16 protein-coding genes and 3 pseudogenes are annotated in these 19,852 nt (G+C 69.8%); 12 read left to right on the top strand and 7 right to left on the bottom strand.

Features of this window, described 5'->3' with window-relative positions; all coding sequences use genetic code 11:
- Positions 1–9: 9 nt before the first annotated feature.
- From IG75_RS0131885 to IG75_RS0131860, 6 genes are all read left to right on the top strand, one after another.
- Complete coding sequence (locus IG75_RS0131885; RefSeq protein WP_210436865.1) at positions 10–762, top strand: enoyl-CoA hydratase/isomerase family protein; 753 nt, start codon at positions 10–12, stop codon at positions 760–762.
- A complete protein-coding gene (locus IG75_RS0131880) occupies positions 759–1,949 on the top strand; it encodes a CaiB/BaiF CoA transferase family protein (protein WP_030525061.1) in 1,191 nt (396 codons plus the stop codon). The genes IG75_RS0131885 and IG75_RS0131880 overlap by 4 nt, the downstream gene beginning before the upstream one ends.
- 2 nt (positions 1,950–1,951) lie before the next feature.
- Positions 1,952–2,716 (top strand): enoyl-CoA hydratase/isomerase family protein, encoded by a 765-nt coding sequence (locus IG75_RS0131875; RefSeq protein ID WP_218028261.1) that lies wholly within the window; start codon positions 1,952–1,954, stop codon positions 2,714–2,716.
- Positions 2,713–4,323 (top strand): AMP-binding protein, encoded by a 1,611-nt coding sequence (locus IG75_RS0131870; protein ID WP_030525059.1) that lies wholly within the window; start codon positions 2,713–2,715, stop codon positions 4,321–4,323. The genes IG75_RS0131875 and IG75_RS0131870 overlap by 4 nt, the downstream gene beginning before the upstream one ends.
- Positions 4,320–5,285 carry an NAD(P)H-dependent flavin oxidoreductase gene (locus IG75_RS0131865; RefSeq protein WP_030525058.1) on the top strand — a complete coding sequence of 322 codons (966 nt, stop codon included), beginning with the start codon at positions 4,320–4,322 and terminating at the stop codon, positions 5,283–5,285. The genes IG75_RS0131870 and IG75_RS0131865 overlap by 4 nt, the downstream gene beginning before the upstream one ends.
- Positions 5,286–5,577: 292 nt before the next feature.
- Complete coding sequence (locus IG75_RS0131860; protein WP_162183822.1) at positions 5,578–7,785, top strand: ATP-binding protein; 2,208 nt, start codon at positions 5,578–5,580, stop codon at positions 7,783–7,785.
- Between the two features lie 13 nt (positions 7,786–7,798).
- Here IG75_RS0131860 and IG75_RS0131855 read toward each other — a convergent pair whose 3' ends face one another.
- Together IG75_RS0131855 and IG75_RS39770 are read right to left on the bottom strand one after the other, a co-directional pair.
- Complete coding sequence (locus IG75_RS0131855) at positions 7,799–8,167, bottom strand: hypothetical protein (protein WP_030525056.1); 369 nt, start codon at positions 8,165–8,167, stop codon at positions 7,799–7,801.
- A 99-nt stretch (positions 8,168–8,266) separates the two neighbouring features.
- On the bottom strand, positions 8,267–8,422 hold the full coding sequence (locus tag IG75_RS39770) for a DUF6131 family protein (RefSeq protein WP_168165651.1): 156 nt from the start codon (positions 8,420–8,422) through the stop codon (positions 8,267–8,269).
- A 560-nt stretch (positions 8,423–8,982) separates the two neighbouring features.
- On the opposite strand from IG75_RS39770, the gene IG75_RS0131845 reads away from it, so the two are divergent.
- Positions 8,983–10,020, top strand: a complete 1,038-nt coding sequence (locus tag IG75_RS0131845) for a cupin domain-containing protein (RefSeq protein ID WP_030525055.1) — start codon at positions 8,983–8,985, stop codon at positions 10,018–10,020.
- 322 nt (positions 10,021–10,342) lie between these two features.
- Here the strand turns inward: IG75_RS0131845 and IG75_RS0131840 are convergent, their stop codons facing one another.
- Positions 10,343–11,545, bottom strand: coding sequence for an acyl-CoA dehydrogenase family protein (locus IG75_RS0131840; RefSeq protein WP_030525054.1), 1,203 nt, complete (start codon positions 11,543–11,545; stop codon positions 10,343–10,345).
- Positions 11,546–11,702: 157 nt separating this feature from the next.
- Between IG75_RS0131840 and IG75_RS0131835 the strand changes: the two genes are divergently transcribed.
- Positions 11,703–12,578 (top strand): TetR-type transcription factor C-terminal domain-containing protein, encoded by an 876-nt coding sequence (locus IG75_RS0131835; protein ID WP_051715334.1) that lies wholly within the window; start codon positions 11,703–11,705, stop codon positions 12,576–12,578.
- Positions 12,579–12,662: 84 nt separating this feature from the next.
- On the opposite strand, the gene IG75_RS0131830 is transcribed toward IG75_RS0131835, so the two are convergent.
- Both IG75_RS0131830 and IG75_RS0131825 read right to left on the bottom strand, forming a co-directional pair.
- A complete protein-coding gene (locus IG75_RS0131830; RefSeq protein WP_210436864.1) occupies positions 12,663–13,289 on the bottom strand; it encodes a MerR family transcriptional regulator in 627 nt (208 codons plus the stop codon).
- Between the two features lie 86 nt (positions 13,290–13,375).
- The gene (locus IG75_RS0131825; RefSeq protein WP_030525051.1) at positions 13,376–13,759 is read right to left on the bottom strand and encodes a membrane protein; all 384 of its coding nucleotides are present in this window, start codon (positions 13,757–13,759) and stop codon (positions 13,376–13,378) included.
- 318 nt (positions 13,760–14,077) lie between these two features.
- On the opposite strand from IG75_RS0131825, the pseudogene IG75_RS38650 reads away from it, so the two are divergent.
- A pseudogene (locus IG75_RS38650) lies at positions 14,078–14,656 on the top strand (LysR substrate-binding domain-containing protein); the annotation flags it as partial.
- A 10-nt stretch (positions 14,657–14,666) separates the two neighbouring features.
- Here IG75_RS38650 and IG75_RS0131815 read toward each other — a convergent pair.
- Positions 14,667–15,122, bottom strand: a pseudogene (locus tag IG75_RS0131815) (LLM class flavin-dependent oxidoreductase); the annotation flags it as partial.
- Positions 15,123–15,242: 120 nt separating this feature from the next.
- On the opposite strand from IG75_RS0131815, the pseudogene IG75_RS40485 reads away from it, so the two are divergent.
- A pseudogene (locus IG75_RS40485) lies at positions 15,243–15,560 on the top strand (acyl-CoA dehydrogenase family protein); the annotation flags it as partial.
- Positions 15,561–15,628: 68 nt separating this feature from the next.
- Here IG75_RS40485 and IG75_RS38645 read toward each other — a convergent pair.
- On the bottom strand, positions 15,629–16,921 hold the full coding sequence (locus IG75_RS38645) for an RNA-guided endonuclease TnpB family protein (RefSeq protein WP_081883047.1): 1,293 nt from the start codon (positions 16,919–16,921) through the stop codon (positions 15,629–15,631).
- A gap of 355 nt (positions 16,922–17,276) precedes the next feature.
- Here IG75_RS38645 and IG75_RS0131795 point away from each other — a divergent pair, with 355 nt between their 5' ends.
- Together IG75_RS0131795 and IG75_RS0131790 are read left to right on the top strand one after the other, a co-directional pair.
- A complete protein-coding gene (locus IG75_RS0131795; protein WP_030525046.1) occupies positions 17,277–18,884 on the top strand; it encodes an ABC transporter substrate-binding protein in 1,608 nt (535 codons plus the stop codon).
- A 5-nt stretch (positions 18,885–18,889) separates the two neighbouring features.
- Positions 18,890–19,849 carry an ABC transporter permease gene (locus IG75_RS0131790; RefSeq protein WP_030525045.1) on the top strand — a complete coding sequence of 320 codons (960 nt, stop codon included), beginning with the start codon at positions 18,890–18,892 and terminating at the stop codon, positions 19,847–19,849.
- Positions 19,850–19,852: the final 3 nt, after the last annotated feature.

Here is a 19,852-nt window from a genome sequence, read left to right as displayed (position 1 = left end):
GGAGATACCGTGACCGTCATCCCCGATACCGACCGCACCACGGCGGTACTGCTCACCGCGGACCACGGCCCCGTCCGCGTGCTCACGCTGAACCGGCCCGACAAACTCAACGCGCTGAATACGGCGCTGACCCGCGCACTGAGCGACGCCCTCACGGCCGCCGACGCCGACCACGACATCCGGGCGGTGGTGCTCACCGGCGCCGGCCGCGGCTTCTGCGCGGGCGCCGACCTCGACGAATTCCCCGGCCTGACGCCGGACCGGCCCGACGCCGTCCTGGAGCGCGCGGCGCTGACCGCCCGGCTGCAGGTTCAGGCGCGACAGCTCGGCGTGCCGGTGATCTCCGCCGTACGCGGCGCCGCGGTCGGCGGCGGCGCCGGCCTGGCGATCGGCGCGGATATGGTCGTCGCCGGGACGGACCTGCGGTTCGGCTACCCGGAGCTCAAGCATTCGATCGTCCCCGCATTGGTGATGACCGGGCTCGTACAGCACCTCGGGCGCAAGCTCGCGTTCGAGCTGGTGAGCACGGGCCGACTGCTCTCCGCCGCGGAAGCGGCCGAATACGGGCTGGTGAACCATGTCGTCGAGCCCGGCGAGGTAGCGGCCACCGCGCTGGGGATCGCCGAACGCTGGGCCGCGCTCGAACCGCGAGCGATCGCCGCGGCGAAGGACCTGCTCTACCGGGTGGCCGATCTGCCGACGGACGCCGCGATGCGCGCCGGCCGGGACGTCAATGCGCTGATGCGGGGGTTCCGCGGATGACCGGCCCGCTCGCCGGAACCACGGTGCTGGACTTCTCCCGGGTCCTGGCCGGTCCGCTGGCGACCCAGATTCTCGCCGAACTCGGCGCCGCCGTGATCAAGGTGGAACGGCCCCGGGCCGGCGACGAGACCCGCGCTTTCGAACCTCGCCTGCCGCAGGGGGAGAGCGCTTACTTCTTCGCGTTCAACCGGGGCAAACGGTCGGTGACACTCGATCTCAAAGACCCGCGCGGCCGAGATGTCGCGCGCCGGTTGGCCGCGGGTGCCGATATCGTCGTCGAGAACTTCCTGCCCGGCGCGATGGACCGGCTCGGCCTGGGTTACGCCGATCTGTCGGCCGGCAACCCCGGTCTGGTCTACGTCTCCGCGACCGGCTTCGGCCAATCCGGGCCGGACCGCACCCGCAAGGGATACGACACCGTCTTCCAGGCGCTGTCGGGGGTGATGGCGATGACCGGGGAGCCGGCCGGACCGCCGTCGAAGACCGGGATTCCGGTGGCGGATATGACGTCCGGGTTGTGGGTGGTGATCGCGGCGCTCAGTGGACTGGCCGGACGCGCGGCAACGGGCCGGGGCCGTCACTTCGACGTATCCATGATGGATGTCCAGCTCAGCCTGCACGCGCTGAACGCGGCCCGGCTCTTCGCGCTCGACGAGGACCCCGTACGAACCGGGACCCAGCATCCCGGCCGGGTGCCGTCGGCGGCGTTCCAGGCGGGCGACGGTGAATGGCTGCACATCAGCGGGAGCGACCAGCACTGGGCGTCGCTGTGCGAGGTCCTGGGACTCGACGATCTGGCCGCGGATTCGTCGTTGCGCGACAACTCCGGCCGCGTCGAGCAGCGCGCGCGGGTGATGAAGGCGATGCGCGGCGCCATCGCCCGATACGACCGTGACGTGCTGGTGAAAGAGCTGCGCGCGGCCGACGTACCGGTCGGCGCGGTCCGGTCGGTACGGGAGGCGCTGGCCGACCCGCACGCCGTGGCGCGCGGTGTCGTCGGCGAGTTCACGCACCCGGCCGAGGGCCCGTTCCCGGCGCTGCGGACGCCCTTGCGGGAGACCACGGGGGAGCCGCTCGACCTGGGCGTGCCGCCGGTGCTCGGCGCCGATACCGAAGACGTACTGGCGGGCCGGGCCGGGCTCACCGCCGCCGAGATCGAGGCCCTGCGGGCCGCGGGGGTGATCTGACCGTGGATGTGTCACAGCGTGTGCGGCTCGCGGTGGCCGACGGGATCGCGCGGGTCGAGCTCGTGCGGCCCGAAGCCCGTAATGCCCTCGACCTGCCGATGTGCCGTCAGCTGCGTGAGGCGTTCGAGGAGATCGACGCCGACGAGGATGTCCGGGTCGTGCTGGTGAGCGCGCGGGGGCCGGTGTTCTGCGCGGGCGCCGACCTCAGGGAACGCACCGGGAAGGACGCCGGGTGGGTGCGGCGGCGCCGGGTCGCCTCCTTCGCCGCCTACGCCGCAATCGAGCAGTGCCGAGTGCCGGTGGTCGCCCTGGTCCAGGGCGCGGTCGTCGGCTCGGGTGGCGAGATCACCCTGGCCGCGGATTTCGCCATCGCCGCCGAGGGCACCGTTTTCCGCTTCCCCGAACCACAGTGGGGCACGGTCGGCGCGACCCAGCGCCTGCAGCGGGCGATCGGCAAGCGCCGGGCGAAGGAGCTGCTGTTCACCAACCGGGCGCTCGACGCCGCCGCGGCCGCCGACCTCGGCCTCGTCACCCGTGTGGTCCCGCCCGGCCGGCTCGCCGGCACCGGCGAGGAAACGGCCCGTACCATCGCGAAAGCCCCGCCACTGGCCATCGCGCTGACCAAACGCGCGGTCGACCTGGGGGCGGAGACCGACCTCGACCGCGGTATCCGCATCGAGCTGGCCGCCATCGAACAGTGTCTCGCCGACGGCGGCTGGCGCGACGGCGTCGCCCGCTTCGCCGCCGGGAACGGAGAAGAGAAGTGACCCCGCTGCGTACCGCCTGTCCGCTCACTACACACGAAGCCCTGGCCCGTGCGGCGCTGCTGGCTCCCGATGTCGAGGCCGTGGTCACAGCGAACGACCGGATCACCTACGGCGACCTCGCGGCGCGGGTCGAACGCGTCCGGGGCGGGCTGGCGGCCGTCGGGATCGGCCACGGCGACCGTGTCGGGATCTGCGTCGGCAACGGTCCGGACTGGGTGGCGCTGTTCTTGGCCGTCGGCTCGGCCGGTGCGATCGCGGTGCCGGTCAACACCCGGCTCACCGCCGGCGAAGTGCACTACACGCTGGCCCACGCCCGGGTCACCACACTGTTCGTCGCCGACCGCGTACTGAATGTCGATTTCGTCGCCCTGCTCGCCGAACTCGGCATCGGCGCGGACGGTACCGAGACCCTGCCCGACCTGGCACACGTCATCGTTCTCGGCGACGATGTGCCCGCCTACGCCACGGCCTGGGCGGACTTCCTCGCCGCGGGCGATGGCCGCACTCCGGCGCCCGCCGCCGTTCCCGACGATGTCCTGCTGGTCCAGTACACCTCCGGCACCACCGCACGGCCGAAGGGCGTCCTGCTCACCCATCGCAGTATGTGCGCCGACGCGTTCTTCTCCGGCCTGCGCATGGGGCTGCGCGCGGGCGACCGGTTCCACTCGGCCCGACCGTTCTTCCATGTCGCCGGCAGCACATTGTCCGTGCTGGCGTCGCTCCAGCACGCCACCACCCTGGTGACGATGCCCAGATTCGAGCCCGGCGAGGCACTGCGGCTGCTGGAAACCGAACGCTGCACGCACTTCTCCGGCAACGACACCATCGCGCTGCTGCTGCTCAACCACCCCGACCGTGTCCGCCGCCGGCTGCACCTGCGCGGCGCCTGGGTGGCCGCCTCGCCCACCGTGGTCCGCCGGGTCATCGACGAGCTCGGCGCCCGTGAGTGCGTCGCGGGCTATGGGCTCTCCGAAGCCTCCCCGAATGTCGCCCAGTCGGCCTGGTGGGAGCCCGAGGAGATCCGCGTCTCCGGCGCGATGGCCGTCGAACCCGGGGTCGAGGTCCGGATCCGCGCGTTCGACGACACCCGCGACTGCGGTCCCGGTGAGCAGGGCTCGGTCCTGGTCCGCGGCTGGAACGTGATGGTGGGCTATCTGGACGACCCGGTGAGAACCGCCGAGACGATCGACGCCGATGGCTGGCTGGCCACCGGCGATATCGGCGCGCTCGACGCGACCGGGCGGTTCCACTTCGTCGGCCGGACCAAGGACATCATCCGCGTCGGTGGTGAGAACGTCGCGCCTGCCGATATCGAGGACACCCTGCACCGGCACCCGCTGGTCCGGCAGGCGGCAGTCGTCGGGGTTCCGGACGGGCGGCTGGTCGAGGTGCCTTTCGCCTTCGTCGTCCTCGCCGGGCACGGCGTCACCGAGGCCGACCTGCTCGCCTGGGCGCGCGAACGAATGGCCGGCTTCAAGGTGCCGCGGCACCTGCGCATCGTCGACGGCTTCGAGGACATCGGGATGACCGCGAGCTCCAAGATTCAGAAGCACCGGCTCGCCGCCCATGCCCGCGCGCTGCTGGAGCAGAGCGGAGCGGACACGTGACCCGCATCGTGACTCCGGTGACCGAACTGCTCGGGATCGACCTGCCCGTGGTGCAGGCCGGCATGTCCTGGGCCTCGTCCTGCTCGGCACTGCCGCTCGCGGTCAGCCGGGCCGGCGGTCTCGGCGTCGTGGCGGCGGGCCCGATGCGGCTGCCCGACCTCGCACGAACCCTGGACGAGATGGCCGCGGGGACCGACCGGCCGTGGGCGGTGAACCTTCCCCTGTATCGCGCCCACGCGGACGAGGTGATCGACCTGCTGCTCGACCGCCGCCCTCCGGTGCTCATCGCGTCGCAGGGCGGGCCGCGGCGGTACCTCGAGCGTTTCCACCGGGTCGGCACTCGCTGCCTGCATGTCGTCGCCGGGGTCGAACACGCCCGGAAGGCCGCTGATGCGGGTGTCGACGCACTGGTGGTCGTCGGCGCGGAGGCCGGTGGGCACCCGCCGCCCGCGATGGTCACCACGCAGGTTCTGGTGCGCGCGGTGGCTCGCGCGGTCCCGGACGTTGCGCTGATCGCCTCCGGCGGGGTCGCCGACGGCGCCGGACTCGCCGCGATGCTCGCTCTCGGCGCCGGAGCGGCCCAGTTCGGCACGCGGTTCCTCGCCAGCGCGGAGGCGACCGTGCACGACGCGTACAAACGCGCGGTGCTCGCCGCGGGGGTGGACGCCACCCGCACGGTCGGGCACGGCCTCGGCGTCATTCGCGCCCTCGGTAACGACTTCACCGCGCGCATGCTCGAACTCGAAGCCGCTGGCGCCGAAGAATCGTTGCGCCGCAAGCACTTCCAGAAGTCGACGCTCAAGGACGCCGCGCTGTACGGCGATATCGCCGAGGGCAAGGTCGAGGCGGGCCAGTCGGCCGGGCTCGTCGACGAGGTCCGGCCCGCGGCCGATATCGTGGCCCGGATCATCGACGAATACCGGGCGGTGCGGGCGGGCCTACCGCCGATACTCGACGCCTGAGCCATATCGCTCGCGTCGGCTACCGCTGGGCTTTCCGAGAGGTCGCGGTTACCCTGAAAGGACCGTCACCTGTACCGATGCGTACTCGCCCGAATTCGGCGATTACGCGAATCGAATCTGCCGGCAGGACCCGCGTATGGACGAAATAGACTCGTTCGGAACTCGGGGTCGGCCGGTGATGTTCAGATGCTCGATCGGCGGAAAGAAAGCGCTCCCGTTCGAGACGACGAGTTTCGTCGGTCGTCGAACGGAATCGACCGAGGTAAGAAATCTGCTGCGGAATTCCCGGCTGGTGACCATCACCGGAACCGGCGGAGTCGGGAAGACCCGTCTGGCATTACGAGTGGCGACCGCCGTACAGCGAGATTTCGCCGACGGGGCGTGCCTGGTCGAACTCGGTGAATTATGCGACGGTGAGCTGCTGCCGGTGCTGATCGCCGGAGCGGAGGGGCTACAGTCCGGTGAGCGCCCGGTGCTGGAAGCACTGGCCGATCACCTCGCGTCGCGACAGCTACTGCTGGTGCTCGACAATTGCGAACAGATCGTGGACGACGCGGCGCGAGTCGCCGAGCATCTCATTCGATCCTGCCCGGATCTGCGAATTCTCGCCACCAGTCGGGAAGCGCTCAATATCGCTGGAGAAGCGGTGCTCCGGGTGTCGTCACTGTCCGTTCCCGATGCGGCCCGGCCGCTTTCCTTGCGGTCGGCTCCTCGCTACGACGCCATAAGCCTATTCGTCGAAAGAGCAACGGCCGCGGTGCCCGAATTCTTACTCACCGAGGACAATATCGCCACCATCGCCGAGATCTGTCGCCGCCTCGACGGGTTACCGCTGCTGATCGAGTTGGCGGCCGCCCGGCTGAAAGTGCTTTCGCCGGGGGAGCTCTCGCACCGTCTGGCGGATCGCTTCGCGCTGCTGACCGGCCGCAGTCGTAGCGCGCCGAGCCGCCATCGAACGGTGCGGTGGTGTATCGACTGGAGTTACTCCTTGTGCAGCCCGGCCGAACAGGCGGTCTGGGCCTGCTCCTCCGTGTTCGCGGGGAGCTTCGAGCTGGACGCCGCCGAAACGGTGTGCCGGTGTGAGCTCGCGGGAGAGAGCCCGCTCGACGTGCTCACGGGACTGGTCGACAAATCCGTTCTGCTGCGCGAGGAAACGCAATCCGTAGTGCGCTTCCGGCTGCTCGAGACACTCCGGGACTACGGTCGCGAGAAGCTCGAGGAAAGCGGCGAGCACAACGATATCCGGCGTCGGCACCGGGACTGGTATCGGCAGCTCGCCGAGGACGCCGAAACCAACTGGACAGGCCCTACCCAGCTCGACCGTATCGCCCGCCTGGACCGTGAACAACCCAACCTGCGCGAGGCATTGGACTTCTGCTTCGGCGCGGGCGAGCCCGCTGTCGCGTTATCGGTCGCGGCGGCGCTGCGTATGTTCTGGGTCGCGCGCGGTCAGGTGGACGAGGCTCGATACTGGCTGGAACGCGCGCTCGGCACCGGCACCGGCGGGGTGACGGTCGCCCGCGCGAAGGCATTGCAGATCGCAAGCGCGGCGGCCGAACTCCAAGGGGATACCGGTGCGGCAGCCGCGCTGGCCGGCGAAGCGGACACCCTCGCCGAGCGGACCGACGATCCGCTGGTGCACGCGTACACGTACCTCACCCGAGGTACCCACGCATGTTTCAGCGGCGAGCCGCGGCGCGCGCACACCGCGCTGGCGGCCGCCCTCGAGCGGTTCGGCGCGCAGCGCGACGTCCTCGGCCGGATACTCGCTCTTCTCTCACTGGGACTGGCACACGAATTGGCGGGTGACAGCGCGGCGGCCCTCCACTGTCACGAGCGAGCCCTCGAACTGATCGAGTTCCATCACGACGACGTATACCGGGCCGCGGCCCTGTGGGCTACGGCGGTTTCCGCATGGCACCAGGGCGACGTCGAGCGTCCGATGCGGCTGCTGCGGCAGGCCCTGCGGTCGGCGAGCCGCCTCCAGGACCCGCTCATGGCCGCGACGGTGCTGGAGACACTGGCGTGGATCGTCCGCGCGGAGGGCGACGCCCGGAGAGCTTCGGTATTCATGGGTGCGGCGCAGGCGCTCGCCCGGGCGTTGGGCAGTAGCTCGACGGCGTTGCTACCGAAGTTGATCGCCGATCACGCGGACTGCGAGGCGGCGGCTCGGCGCGCACTGGGGAGCCGGGCCTTCGAGGCCGCCTTCCGGGAAGGAGGTCTCATGGATCTGGACGCCGCGGCCGCCTATGCGCTCGACGAACAACCGGAGGCTTCCGGACCCGGACCTCCGTCGGGATTGACCGGACGCGAGCGCGAAGTAGCGCACCTCGTCGCCGAGGGACTGACCAACAAAGCGATTGCCACCCGGCTGGTCATCTCACAGCGCACCGCCCAAGGGCACGTCGAACACATTCTGACGAAACTCGGATTCACTTCGCGCGCCCAGATCGCCGCCTGGGTCGCCGAGCAATCCGGGCGGCCGGGGACCGGTCGTTGACGGCGCCGGAGAACTAGGTGGTTCCGCGCTTCTTCTGGTCGGGATCGATTTCGTCGGCACGCTCGAACTGCTGATCCAACTCCTCGCGTGAGGCGGCCGCCTCACCTCGATGCGCGGCTGCCTGCTGCTGGAGGCCGGTCGCCCGCGCCTTCTGGGCTTCGGCTTCGGCCGCGGCCGCGCGAGCTTTGGCGGCCGTCTCGTCGGCGAGTGCTTCGCGTTGTCCGACCCGGTGTGCGTGCCCGGCCGCCTCGCCGCGAATATTCTCCGCCTCGATCCGGCGGTGCTCTCTGCGCTTGTTCGCGGCCGCCCAGATCAGTGCGGCAACGATCAGGACTACGACAACCGCGATGACAACGATCGCGACAATTGTGCTGGTTGCCATTTCTGTTCCTCACCTCGCGTGTGATTCGTCCATGGCATCGATCGACAGTGTTCATCGGCCGACGACGGGCGCGGTCGCGCGACACCGTTTCCGACGGCGTCAGTAATAGTGGCGTCGCCCGCCGACCGCGCGGCCCATCGACCCCAGTGCCAGGAGCACCAGCCCGATGATGAGAAGGATGATTCCGATGATCCACAGAATCTGGATATTGAACAGGAATCCGATGACCAGCAGAATGATTCCGAGAATGATCACGACGGGACCTGGATTCGGTATGGGGAGTTACGGGACCGGAGGCCACTGTGTACCCCGGTGGTCCCTATCGAGTGCGCCGACGTGCGCACGTCCGCCCGGCGACGCGGCCGCGAGGGGCCGGAAGCCGCGGCGAGTGTCCGCCGGAGGGGCGCGCGGGCCGGGGAAACGGCCATCCTGGAGCGTGATGCCGAGGGCCGGAGCCGACGGGCTGTGGGCCGGCCCGCGAACAGATGGAAGCGGTCGGGTTCGCGACCTGTGCGTGCGGCGGTGACACGCGCGAACGCTATGGCTTCGCCGGTTACGGCATCCGCGCTGTTCATATCGCTCACCACACCCACCACCAGCTGCAACGAGCTCGACGTTTCAGATCTTCAGTACACGCCTGGCCCTGGGCAAAGTCAACGTCGCCGCCCGCCGCCACCGCCGGTCCCGACCGAGACGCCGCGTCGAGATAACGGCGGCGAATCGCCCGGGTGTGCGTGGGCCGGCGTCCGGTGCGGGCCGGCAGTCCGCCGAGGGCGCATGATCGATAGGGGACCATCGGCGCTCGAGGAGGATCTATGCGCAGTCCATCGATCCACGTCGCCTCGCTGTGGCAGGGCGAGGAGATCTACCGCAGCGAACTCGGCACGCTGACCAGACTCACCGCCGACAATTTCCCGATCCTCTCGGGGCTCTCCATCAAACGCCTCACGCTCGCCCCCGGAGCCTTCCGGGAGCCGCACTGGCATGCCAATGCCACCGAGCTCACCTACTGCACCGCCGGCCGGGCGCTGGTCTCGGTGCTGGACGACGGCAGCCGCTTCTCCTCGTTCCTGGTCACGGCGGGGGAGATGTTCCATATCGACTCCGGCGCCCTGCATCACGTCGAGAACGTCGGCGACACCGACGCCGAGTTCGTCCTGGCCTTCCGGCACGAACGCCCGGAGGACTTCGGTCTCAGCGCCGCCGTGGGCGCGATGACCGATGCCGTGCTCGGCAACACCTACGATCTGCCCGCGGCGGCCTTCGCCGATATCCGCCGCGGTACGACCGCACGCCTGGTGGCGCGCCGCGACGGCGAGCCGGAAATTCCCCCCGGCGCCCACTTCGGCGACCCGCACCACTTCGCCGTCGAGGCGATGCCGGCTCCGGTCGATTCCCCGGTCGGGTCCGCGCGCACCGCCCGCCGGCAGTTCTGGCCCGCGCTGCACGATATCTCGATGTACTCGCTGCGGGTGCGGGAGGACGGTATGCGGGAACCGCACTGGCATCCGGTGACCGCCGAAATGGGGTACGTCCACCGGGGTTCGGCGCGGATGACCATCATGGACCCCGACGGGACCCTCGACACCTACACGGTGAACGAGGGTGAGGTGTACTTCGTCCCGCGCGCCTACCCGCACCATATCGAGGTGGTCGACGCGCCCCGGGTGCACCTGCTGATCTTCTTCGATCAGCCGACGCCGGCCGATATCGGCTACCGCGCGTCCATGAGCGCCTATTCGCGCAAGGTCTTGGCGGCCACCTTCGGCAAGGCTCTGGACGAACTTCCGGAGCTGCCGTTCACCCCGGCCGACCCCCTGATCGTGACGCGAAACAATCCGCTCGACCCATAGCCGGGTGACCGGGGATGAGTTCCGCCGGGGACCGGGCACGCGACCCGCCGGAGGTGCACGTCGCCCGGCGGCCGATTGTCCGCCGGGTCACATCCGTCGGCCGGAATAGCCCGAGCGACCCACCGGTTGGAACAGCTGTCGGCGTCCGGACAGCCCCGGGCCTCACCCCTTTTGTCGCTACGAGCGACCACTCGCCGAGAGGCGCTTGTGGGACGTCGGCATCCGAGTCGCGGCGCCCGACAGTGTCCGGCTCGACGCCGCCAGGTGGTTCACCTGGCGGCGTTTTCCATCGATGGCCGAGCCGGGCGCCGGCGCTCCCGGGTCAGCGCGCGGCGGCGCGGCGGGCGGCGCCGACCGCGCGTTTCGCGATGGCCCAGCGGTGAACCTCGGAAGGCCCGTCGTAGATCCGGAACGGCCGGACCTCGCGCGAGAGCCGGGCCAGGGGCAGATCCTCGGAGACACCCAGCCCGCCGCAGAGTTGGATGCTGCGGTCCACGACCCGGAAGATGGCCTCGGCGGCGAATGTTTTGGCGATCGAGGTGGCGTTACCGGCCTGCTGACCGTTGTCCAGTTCCCAGCAGGCCCGGACCAGCAGTGCCCGGGTGGCCGCGATATCGATCTCGTTGTCGGCCACCATCTTCTGGGCGAGACCGAGATTGCCGATGACCGAGCCGAAACCCTCGCGTTCGGCGATGTGGGCGACGGCGACATCGTGGGCCCGGCGGCAGGCGCCGAGCCAGCGCATCACATGGGTCATCCGGGCCGGACCCAGCCGGACCTGCGCGTACTCGAAACCGCGGTCTACTGCACCGAGGACCGCGTCGTCGGGTACGAACAGGTCTTCGAAGAAGACCTCGCAGTGCCCACCGATCATGGCCCGGTCCAGGGTGTCGATATGCCGGCCGACACGCAGACCGGGTGTGTCGGCGGGCGCGAGGAACATGGTGGCGCCGCCGCGCTGACCCGGTTCCCCGGAGGTACGGGCCATGATGATGAAGAAACCGGCACCGTCGGCGCCGGTGATGAAGTGTTTGTGGCCGTTGATCCGCCAGCCGCCGTCCACTTTGGCCGCCCGGGTGGCCAGCGCCGAGGGATCCGAGCCGGCGCCGGGCGCGGGTTCGGTCATCGCGAAGGCGGAACGCAGGTCACCGCGGGCCAGCGGTTCCAGGTAGCGGGCCTTCTGCTCGGGGTCGGCGATATGCGCGAGCATGTGCACATTGCCCTCGTCGGGGGCGGCGATATTCAGCGCGGTCGGGCCGAACAGCGAATACCCGGCCTCCTCGAAAACCGGCGCGCGATCGGACATGGACAGCCCGTGCCCGCCGTACTCCACCGGGGCGTGCGGGGCGAATACACCGGCCGCCCGCGCCTGCTCCTGCAGGGTCACCCGGATCTCGTCGCCGCCGGCCGCGGTGATGTCGCCACCGTGGGCGTCCTCGACCGGCAGGACCGACTCGCGGACGAAGACGCGGGTGCGTTCCACCAAGGCTTCTACGTCGGCGGAATAGGTGAGATCGATCGGCATCGCAGTCCTCCTGGCGTTCCGGCGGATCGCTGAGACAACCGAGCGATCGCTCCGAATGAACACTCTCATCGGTACGGTCGGATGTCAAAAAAGTGCGTTGATATGCATATATAAGCGGTCCGCACCAAAGTGGAAGTGTTCGGTTATCCTGAACATCATGCCGGAACCGATCGTCGACGCCCCGCTACCGCCGCACGAGGCGATCCGGGCGGCGCGTCGCGGGGGCGGGTTGTCGCTGCGCGAGGTCGCGCGGCGGATCGGCGTGAGCCCGGCGACATTGAGCGCGCTGGAGAACGGACGCACCGGTCTCTCGGTGGATCGCCTCACCGAACTGGCCGCCGCCCTCGGCGTCCCCGCGCGGGATCTGCTCGGCGGGTCCGGTGCGGCGCGCCCGGCGGTGCCGGTTTCGCGCGACACGGCCGCGCCGGGGGAGTGGCGGGAGTTCGGTCCGCCCGGATTCGATCCGGTACTCACCGCCGCGATCGCCCTGTTCGTGGAGATCGGTTATCACGGCACCACGGTGCGGGCGCTGGCGCGGCGCGCGGGGACCAGCGTGCCCGGCCTCTATCACCACTACCGCGACAAACAGGAAGTGCTGGTGCGCATCCTCGACCTCACCATGGACGATCTGCACCGGCGGGTCCGCGGCGCGCGGGCCGAGGGCCGCGACGGCGTCGAGCGGGTGCGGCTGATCGTGGAGGCGCTCGCGCTGTTCCACACCCATCGCCGGGATCTGGGTTTCATCGGCGCCAGTGAGATGCGCAGTCTGCTGCCCGCCGATCGTGCCCGGATCGCCCGCTCGCGTCGCGAACTCCAGCAAATCCTCGACGACGAAATCGCCGCGGCCGCGGACGCGGGCGGCCTCACCACCCCGCATCCCCGGGCGGCGGGGCGGGCCATCGCCACCATGTGCACGGGAATCGCCCAGTGGTATCGGGAGGGCGGCGGTGCCACCGCGGAGGAGATCGCCGCCGAGTACGGGGAATTGGTCCTCTATATGCTCGGCGCCGCGCCGCGGTCATCGATATCATGACCGCACTGTTTTTCCAGTTCCGGCCAGGTGGTACGCCACCGGAGTGAACGCCGGATTCGGGGCAGGGCGACCGACCGGCTCGCCTCACGTCCGGCCGAAGCGTTTCCGCGAGGCTTCCGCGTGTGCCACCCGTCGCAACGCGGCGAGCAGGCTGTCGCCGAGTACCGTGCCGACCACCGCGCCCTCCACCATGTTCTCGGCCGAGCCCAGCCCGGCGAGGGCCTCGATATCGACGGTGGCCACCCGATCGGCGTGTTCGGCGTAGGCGGAGAGGTTGTCGAGCGGCCATTCGTGGCCGACCGCCCGATAGGTGCACAGCACCCCGGTCAGCGTTTCGATCAGCGGTGACCCCGGTGGCGGTTGCCAGCCGCGTTCCGCGACCACCTCGTCGATCCGGCGCGCGGCCCATTCGCGGTCGGCCGCGGAGACGGTTTCGGGGGGCACGGCCGGTAGGCCCGGCTGGGCGGTGCCGAGTACGTCGTGCAGTGAGCTGCCCGGTTCGTCGATCGCGGTGAGGACGTCGCGTACGGCGGCCACCGAGAGTCCGGCCACTTCGGTGAGCGCCCGGACGAGCGCGAGCCGCCGCACATGCGCCGGACCGTAGCGGGCCTGGTTGGGGCTGGTCAGTTCGCCGGGTGGCAGCAGTCCTTCGCGCTGGTAGTACTTGATGGTCGCGATCGCGACGCCCGACTCCCGGCTCAGTTCCGCCATCCGCATCCGCTGCCGCCTCATTTCTCACGTCGCCCCGGGGGTCGATCATGTCAGCCGTCGTCCCGGCCCGGTGGTCCGGTCGAGGCTCAGGCGGCGGCCGGCCGGGCGCGCCACCAGGCGAGCAGGAAGGCCGCGGCGAAAGCCAGATGGACGACCCCGAATACGGCGGCCACGTCCCGTGCTTCGCCGCTGAGTACACCCCAGACGTCATTGAGGGCGACCACCCCGAATCCGGTCAGATCGGCCAGGAGCACGGTATTGCGGATCGTGGCGGGGGCGAGCGTCCGCGACATCCAGTTCAGCAGCGCGATGCCGAGGAAGGGTCCACCCAGGAGCCGCAGCAGCGCGATCAGTTCGGGGGAGGCGTCTTCGGGTACCGCGCCGACGCCGAACTGCGCGGGGACGAGCAGGAGCGCGAGCCCGATGACCGCGAGGTAGAGCGCGGCGACGGTGAGGAGTGCCTTGTGCATTCGGGGACTTCCTGTCCACGTGTCGATCCCGTCGGGGATCGGCGGATCCGGCGGGCCGGGCCGGGTCCGCCATTATGGATAGGAAAACTATCCATAATGGAAAGCTACGCTATCCATTCAGGTCGTGTCCAGACCCGCGCGCCTGCTTCGGCGCAGTCGGAACGTAAGGATTTCCCGTGGAACAACCCCTGCGGACAATGGCTTTCGTCGTCTGCGAAACGAGGATTCCACGTACGATATCCGCCACCTGATCCTGCTGCGTGACCTCTCCGAACGGGCCACCATGACGGCTGTCTCTGAGCTGCACGGCATCACCACCTCGGCGATGATCCGCTGGTGCTCATCGCGCCCGCCGGACTGCGGGACGAGGTCCGGCGGCGTGGTCTGGCCGCCGTGCGCGACGCCGACTGGATCGCCGCGCGCGACGGCGCGCCCTCCATCGCCTCGGTCATGTTCGCCTGCCGCGAGGCGGGTTTCGCCCCGCGGATCCAGCACCGCAGCGGAAGTTTCGACGCGATGGCCGAAATGGTGGCGCACGGTCTCGGCGTGGCCATCGTGCCGGAGATGTCGCTGTCCGGCGACCATCGGGCACTGGTGGCCTGCCGGGTGGCCGACAGTGTCCGGCGCGTCGGCGTCACCTATCGGCAGGCCTCGGCCGCCCGGCCCGCGGTGGCCGCCGCCATCCGGATCCTGCGCAGCGTCGATACGCCCGCGGGAGCTGGCGTCCTGACACCCGCGGATGTCAGGCGGCGGCGTGCGTGGCCACCGGGCCGATCCCGAACCGCTCCCGCAGGGTCCGCTCGGTGTACTCGTAGCGGAACAACCCGCGGCGGCGCAGGATCGGCACCACCTCGTCCACGAATATCTCCAGGCCCTGCGGGAAGGCGTCGGGCATGAGGTTGAACCCGAGCGTCATCTCCGCGGTGAACACCGCGTTGGCCGTGCGGCCGGCGAGCTCCCGGCCCTGCGGTGAACCCCCGGCCTGCACGATCAGCGGATGGCCCTGGGGCGAGGCGGCCAGCGGCAGCCGTCCGGCGATATCGAAGAATTCGCCCCGGTGGGTGAAGTCGCGGCCCGCGACCGCCGCGCGCCACAGGCCGAGCACGGCGTCGACGAATTCCCCGGCCCGCCGGTAGCGGGTCGCCCGGTCGGGCGTCGTGGTGAGCCCGAAATTTCCCGCCGCCGCGGGGTTGTAGGTGGTGACCGCGTTCCAGGAGGCCCGCCCGTCGCTGAGATGGTCGAGGGTCAACAGTCGTTCGGCCAGTTCGACCGGATCGTTGAAGGTGGTGGACAGGGTCCCGATGAGGCCGAGGTGGCGGGTGGCGGCGGCGACGGTGGCCAGGATGGTGGTCGGCTCCAGGGCGCCATCTCACAGAACTACGACAACGGCGGATCGTGTCGCGCGGCAGCCCGGAGAGCTGCCAGGCCGCCGGGCTGATCCCGAGGCCCAGCACATGCCATCGCGGCCGGCTTTCTGCGTTCGGTGGCCGCCGACGCCGCCGAACTGGTGTGTTCGCGGGTGCGGAATTTCGTCTTCGCCAATACCGAGGAACCGCGCCACGATCCGCAGTTGCTCGCGGTGATCGGTGAACTGGACGCCGCCGCCTTCGCGGCGCAATCCCTCGTCCTCGCCGCCGCGGCCGCACAGGATCTCTCCTTCGCCGCGGCCCGGTCCACCGGGATCGATCCGGTCCTGGAGAGCGACTCCTCGCTGCGGGCCGCCCAGGCCAAGATCGTCATCGAGGACTTCGCGCTGCGCGCGGCCGGCCGGATCTTCGATGTCGGCGGCGCCTCCGCCACCCGCGGGTCGGCCGCGCTCGACCGGCACTGGCGCAACCTGCGCACCTTGTTCTCACACAACCCTGCGGCCTACAAGGCGCGAGCGCTGGGGAACCTACGGGTCAACGGCGAACCACTGCCCCCTGGCCGGCCATTTCTGACAGCGTGTCTGATAACTCGATGGTTATCGGACACCGCCCTTCTCGGGCGTCCAAGGCTCATACCCCGGCCGGGATAGGAGCCTTGGTTCCCGCGTCGTCCGGGCCGGTTGCACCGGCACTCCATCGGGTGCCGGTCAGCGCCTTCCCGTCGGCGGGCATTGGTAACCCGGCCCCCTGCTCGGAGGTCCCGGCGATTACGCAGCATCCCCGCCACATGCAGGTCCTCGACAACGAGCCGGTCGTGGGTTTTGACCAGCTCGTTGGTGACCTGATGCAGGAAATGACGGCGCACATTCGCGACGCGATGATGATGGCGGGCCAGCCGGGCGGCTGCCTCTCGCCGGTTGCGGGAGCCTTTCTCCTTCCTCGACAGGACTTTCGTCAGCCGCCGCTGCCGCGCCAACCCGCGAGCCAGGGGTTTCGGCGGATCATCGACCCGCGCCACTTCACGACCGTCGCTGGTGGCGGCGACCAGGAACGCCGACAACCCACGGTCGATACCGACGCACCCACCACCGTCGTCGGGGACCCGAGCCGGATGGTGGTGGCCCGGGTGCAGATCTGCGGCCTCGATACTCACGCTGATCCACCAGCGGCCTGCCCGCTGGGACACGGTGGCGGACAGGATCTTCGCCCGCCCGGTGGTGAGCATCCGGCGCAGACGGCGGGTGTCTTCTCGGACCCGGAGCTGTCCGAGGCCGGGCAGGGTCACCGACCGTGGGATATCGCCCTCTCCGATGCGGATCGTTGGACGCCCGGTTTTGGCGTGTTTGTTGCGGAGCCGGAACGATACGGTGCTGCTGGTTTTCTTCTTGAACCGGGGAAACCCGACCCTGCGGCCGCGGCGTTTCCCGCTGCGGGAGTCCGACCAGCCGGTCAGTCCGCGGCCGCAGTCGGTGGCGGCTTCCTCGAACACCTGCTGACACACCTCGTTGCGCCATGCCAGCCCGGTCACCTCGACCGTGGTGACCCCGCTGGGGTCGACGGTGAATATCCGGCCCGCGGCCGCGGATTTCTTCCAGGTGTTGAAGGCGTTGATCAGGTCGAACCGGGTCCACGGGACAGGGTGGTCGGGGTCGGTGCGCCGCTGGGTGAGCGCGGTTTTCACCAATGCCAGGCACTGGTTGTAGGCGAAGCGTGCCGCGCCCGCGTGCCGGGCCAGCACGGTCTGCTGCTCGACGGTGGGGTCGAGACAGTACCGGAACGCGGTGTGCCTACTCATCGCCGGCGACTATCACACAGGCCACCGACAACATCGCGAGATACGCGGCAACGACTCCTGCAAGCCGGTCCGAACCCCGAGCAGAACCGCAGGACAACACGGGTTTCCGCGCCCCTCCGGCAGCGCACACGGACCCTACGCCCCGGCCCACCGATCCGGACCCGGCAATCCGAAATCTCAGACACCCTCTGAGACGGCCGGTAGGAAGGTTTGGATTCAGAGTGATCGAGACCGGCGACGCCATGCCGGTCGCTCCTTAACGTCTTTTTCAGCATCCGGGAGACCGCCGTTGGGGCGGCACCGGCCCGACGATGCCGCGGCCGGTCTCCCGGCGCGGTGCGATCCGGAGAACTCGATGAAACGACCCGTTGCCCTGTTCGGGGTATTCGCCGCAACGTTCGCCCTTGCGGCGTGCGGAGGCGGGGTGACCCAGACCGGTGTCAGCGGTCCGCCGCAGCCCGGCGGAACCCTGCGGTACGGTCTCTCCCAGGCGCCGACCTGCTCCGATCCGGCGCAGGGCGGCACCAATCAGACGATCTACGTCAGCCGTCAGATCGCCGACTCGCTGACCGATCAGGACCCGAGGAGCGGCGAGCTCCGGCCGTGGCTGGCCGAGCGCTGGGAGGTGAGCCCGGACGCGCGCACCTTCACCTTCCATCTGCGCGACGGCGTGACCTTCAGCGACGGCACCCCGCTGACCGCGGAATCCGTCCGTGGCACGCTCGATTCCATCGTGCACGTCCTGGGCGGCGCCAAAGCGCCACTGGCAGCCACTTACCTCTCCGGCTACACCGGCACCGACGTGGTGGACCCGCGGACCGCGCGGGTGCGCTTCAGTACCCCGAATGTGCAGTTCCTGCAGGCGACGTCCACCCCGCAGCTGGGCATCCTCGCCGCCGCCACCACCGCGACAGAGGCCGAACAGCGCTGCCTCGGCGATACGATCGGCAGCGGTCCGTTCACCTACGCCGAGTACCGCCAGGGTGATTCGGTGACGCTCGCCAAACGCGCCGGCTACCACTGGGGCTCGGCGGTGTTCGCGCATCAGGGCGAGGCGTATCTGGACCGGATCGAATTCACGGTGGTCCCGGAATCCGGGGTACGCACCGGCAGCCTGGTATCCGGCCAGCTGGACGCGACCAGCGATGCCCTACCGCAGGACGCCCCGCAGATCGAAGCCGCGGGCGGACAGGTGGCCACCGCCTCCAACCCCGGAATCACCTTCGGTCTGCAGCCGAATGTGACGCGGGGCCCGCTCCGTGACCGCGCGGTGCGCACCGCGCTGCTGGCCGCGGTCGACCGTCAGGAACTCGTCGATACGGTGCTGGGCCCGCAGTTCCGGCCCGCGACCAGCCCACTGGCCCATACGACGCCCGGCTATATCGATCTGAGCGGGGAGCTCGGCTTCGATGTCGAGGCGGCGAAGCGGGCGCTGGACGCCGCGGGCTGGGTCCCGGGCGGTGACGGAATCCGTGCCAAGAACGGTGAGCGGCTGTCCTTCGGGGTGCTGTTCAGCGCGGCATTCGCCGGTAACCAGGCCATTCTGGAGCTCCTGCAGCAGCAACTGCGGGTGGCGGGTGTGGAGTTGCGGCTGGAGCCGGCCGCCAACGCCGACTACACCGTGCGGCAGAACACCAAGGATTTCGACACCATCTACTACAACGTGACCCGCGCCGACGGCGATATCCTGCGCACCAACTTCGGCCTGGATGCCCGGAACCTGAACGATCGCGGCCCGATCCCGCCGCTCGACGCCGCGCTGTCCGGCCAGCTGGCCACCGTCGACAACGCGCAGCGTGTCGAGCTGATCGGACAGGCGCAGCGGCTGCTGCTCGACGAGGGATTGTGGATCCCGACCATCGAGCTCTCCCAGGCCATCGGGGTCGCGAACACGGTGCAGGGCCTGACCTTCGAGGCCTCGGCGCGACTGCAGTTCTACGACACCTGGCTGAGCGGCCGATGACCACGCTGACCCGGTATGTGCTGCTGCGTGTGCTCCAGGCGGCCGGCGTGCTGTGGGCGGCGTTCACCGTTTCGTTCGCGGTGCTGTACCTGCTCCCCGCCGATCCGGTGCAGCTCGCCGTGGACGCCAGTCCCGGGACCCCGATCGATGCCGCCGCGGTCGCCGAACTGCAGGCCCGGTACGGGCTGGACAAACCGGTGTGGGAGCAGTACGCCACCGCGGTGGTGCACGCGGTGCGCGGTGACCTGGGGCATTCGCTGAGTACCGGGCAGACCGTCGTCGAGGCCATCGGGGAGGCGCTGCCCTCCACGTTGGCGCTGGCCGGTACGACGCTGGTGCTCGCCGTGGTGTTCGGCGCCGCTCTCGCGCTGGCCGCGGCCTATACCGAACGCACGTGGTTGCGCGACCTGCTGACCGCCCTGCCGCCGGTCGGGGCGGCCATGCCCACCTTCTGGGTCGGATTGATCCTGCTGCATCTGTTTTCGTTCCAGTTGCGCCTGGTGCCCGCGTTCGGCGGTACCGGGTTCAGCGGGACGATCCTGCCGGCGATCACCCTGGCCGTGCCGGTGGGCGCGGTGATCGCGCAGGTGCTCTACAGCAATCTGATCGCCACCTGGAACCAGCCGTTCGTGGCGGTCGCCTTCGCGAAGGGCGCGTCCCGCGCCTGGGTGCAGCGGCGGCATGTGCTGCGCGCGGCGGTCGGCCCGGCGCTCACCATCGCGGGAGTCTGGGTGGGCACGGTGCTCGCCGGGTCGGTGATCGTGGAGACGGTGTTCGCGCGCGCCGGTGTCGGCCGCCTGACCCAGACCGCGGTGCTGAACCAGGACATTCCGGTGGTGCAGGGCATCGTGGTGTTCAGCGCGGCGGTGTACGTACTGGTGAACCTGCTGGTGGATCTGGTGTATCCGCTGGTGGACGCGCGGGTGGTGGACGGGTTCCGCGGGAAGGAGACGGTCCGTGCCTGAGGT

It is taken from the genome of Nocardia rhamnosiphila NBRC 108938 (genome assembly GCF_000720425.1).
In the GTDB taxonomy this organism is placed as follows: domain Bacteria; phylum Actinomycetota; class Actinomycetes; order Mycobacteriales; family Mycobacteriaceae; genus Nocardia; species Nocardia rhamnosiphila.
Note: the sequence above shows the minus strand (reverse complement) of the source record. Positions and strands in the feature narration are given on the sequence as shown.

What these genes read in the sequence shown, in the direction of transcription:
- IG75_RS0131835 (WP_051715334.1), top strand. Translation starts at nt 11,703, where the DNA reads ATGCCGGAACCGATCGTCGACGCCCCGCTACCGCCGCACGAGGCGATC.
- IG75_RS0131880 (WP_030525061.1), top strand. Translation starts at nt 759, where the DNA reads ATGACCGGCCCGCTCGCCGGAACCACGGTGCTGGACTTCTCCCGGGTC.
- IG75_RS0131830 (WP_210436864.1), bottom strand. Translation starts at nt 13,289, where the DNA reads ATGGCGGAACTGAGCCGGGAGTCGGGCGTCGCGATCGCGACCATCAAG.
- IG75_RS0131840 (WP_030525054.1), bottom strand. Translation starts at nt 11,545, where the DNA reads ATGCCGATCGATCTCACCTATTCCGCCGACGTAGAAGCCTTGGTGGAA.
- IG75_RS0131855 (WP_030525056.1), bottom strand. Translation starts at nt 8,167, where the DNA reads ATGGCAACCAGCACAATTGTCGCGATCGTTGTCATCGCGGTTGTCGTA.
- IG75_RS38645 (WP_081883047.1), bottom strand. Translation starts at nt 16,921, where the DNA reads ATGAGTAGGCACACCGCGTTCCGGTACTGTCTCGACCCCACCGTCGAG.
- IG75_RS0131845 (WP_030525055.1), top strand. Translation starts at nt 8,983, where the DNA reads ATGCGCAGTCCATCGATCCACGTCGCCTCGCTGTGGCAGGGCGAGGAG.
- IG75_RS0131795 (WP_030525046.1), top strand. Translation starts at nt 17,277, where the DNA reads ATGAAACGACCCGTTGCCCTGTTCGGGGTATTCGCCGCAACGTTCGCC.
- IG75_RS0131825 (WP_030525051.1), bottom strand. Translation starts at nt 13,759, where the DNA reads ATGCACAAGGCACTCCTCACCGTCGCCGCGCTCTACCTCGCGGTCATC.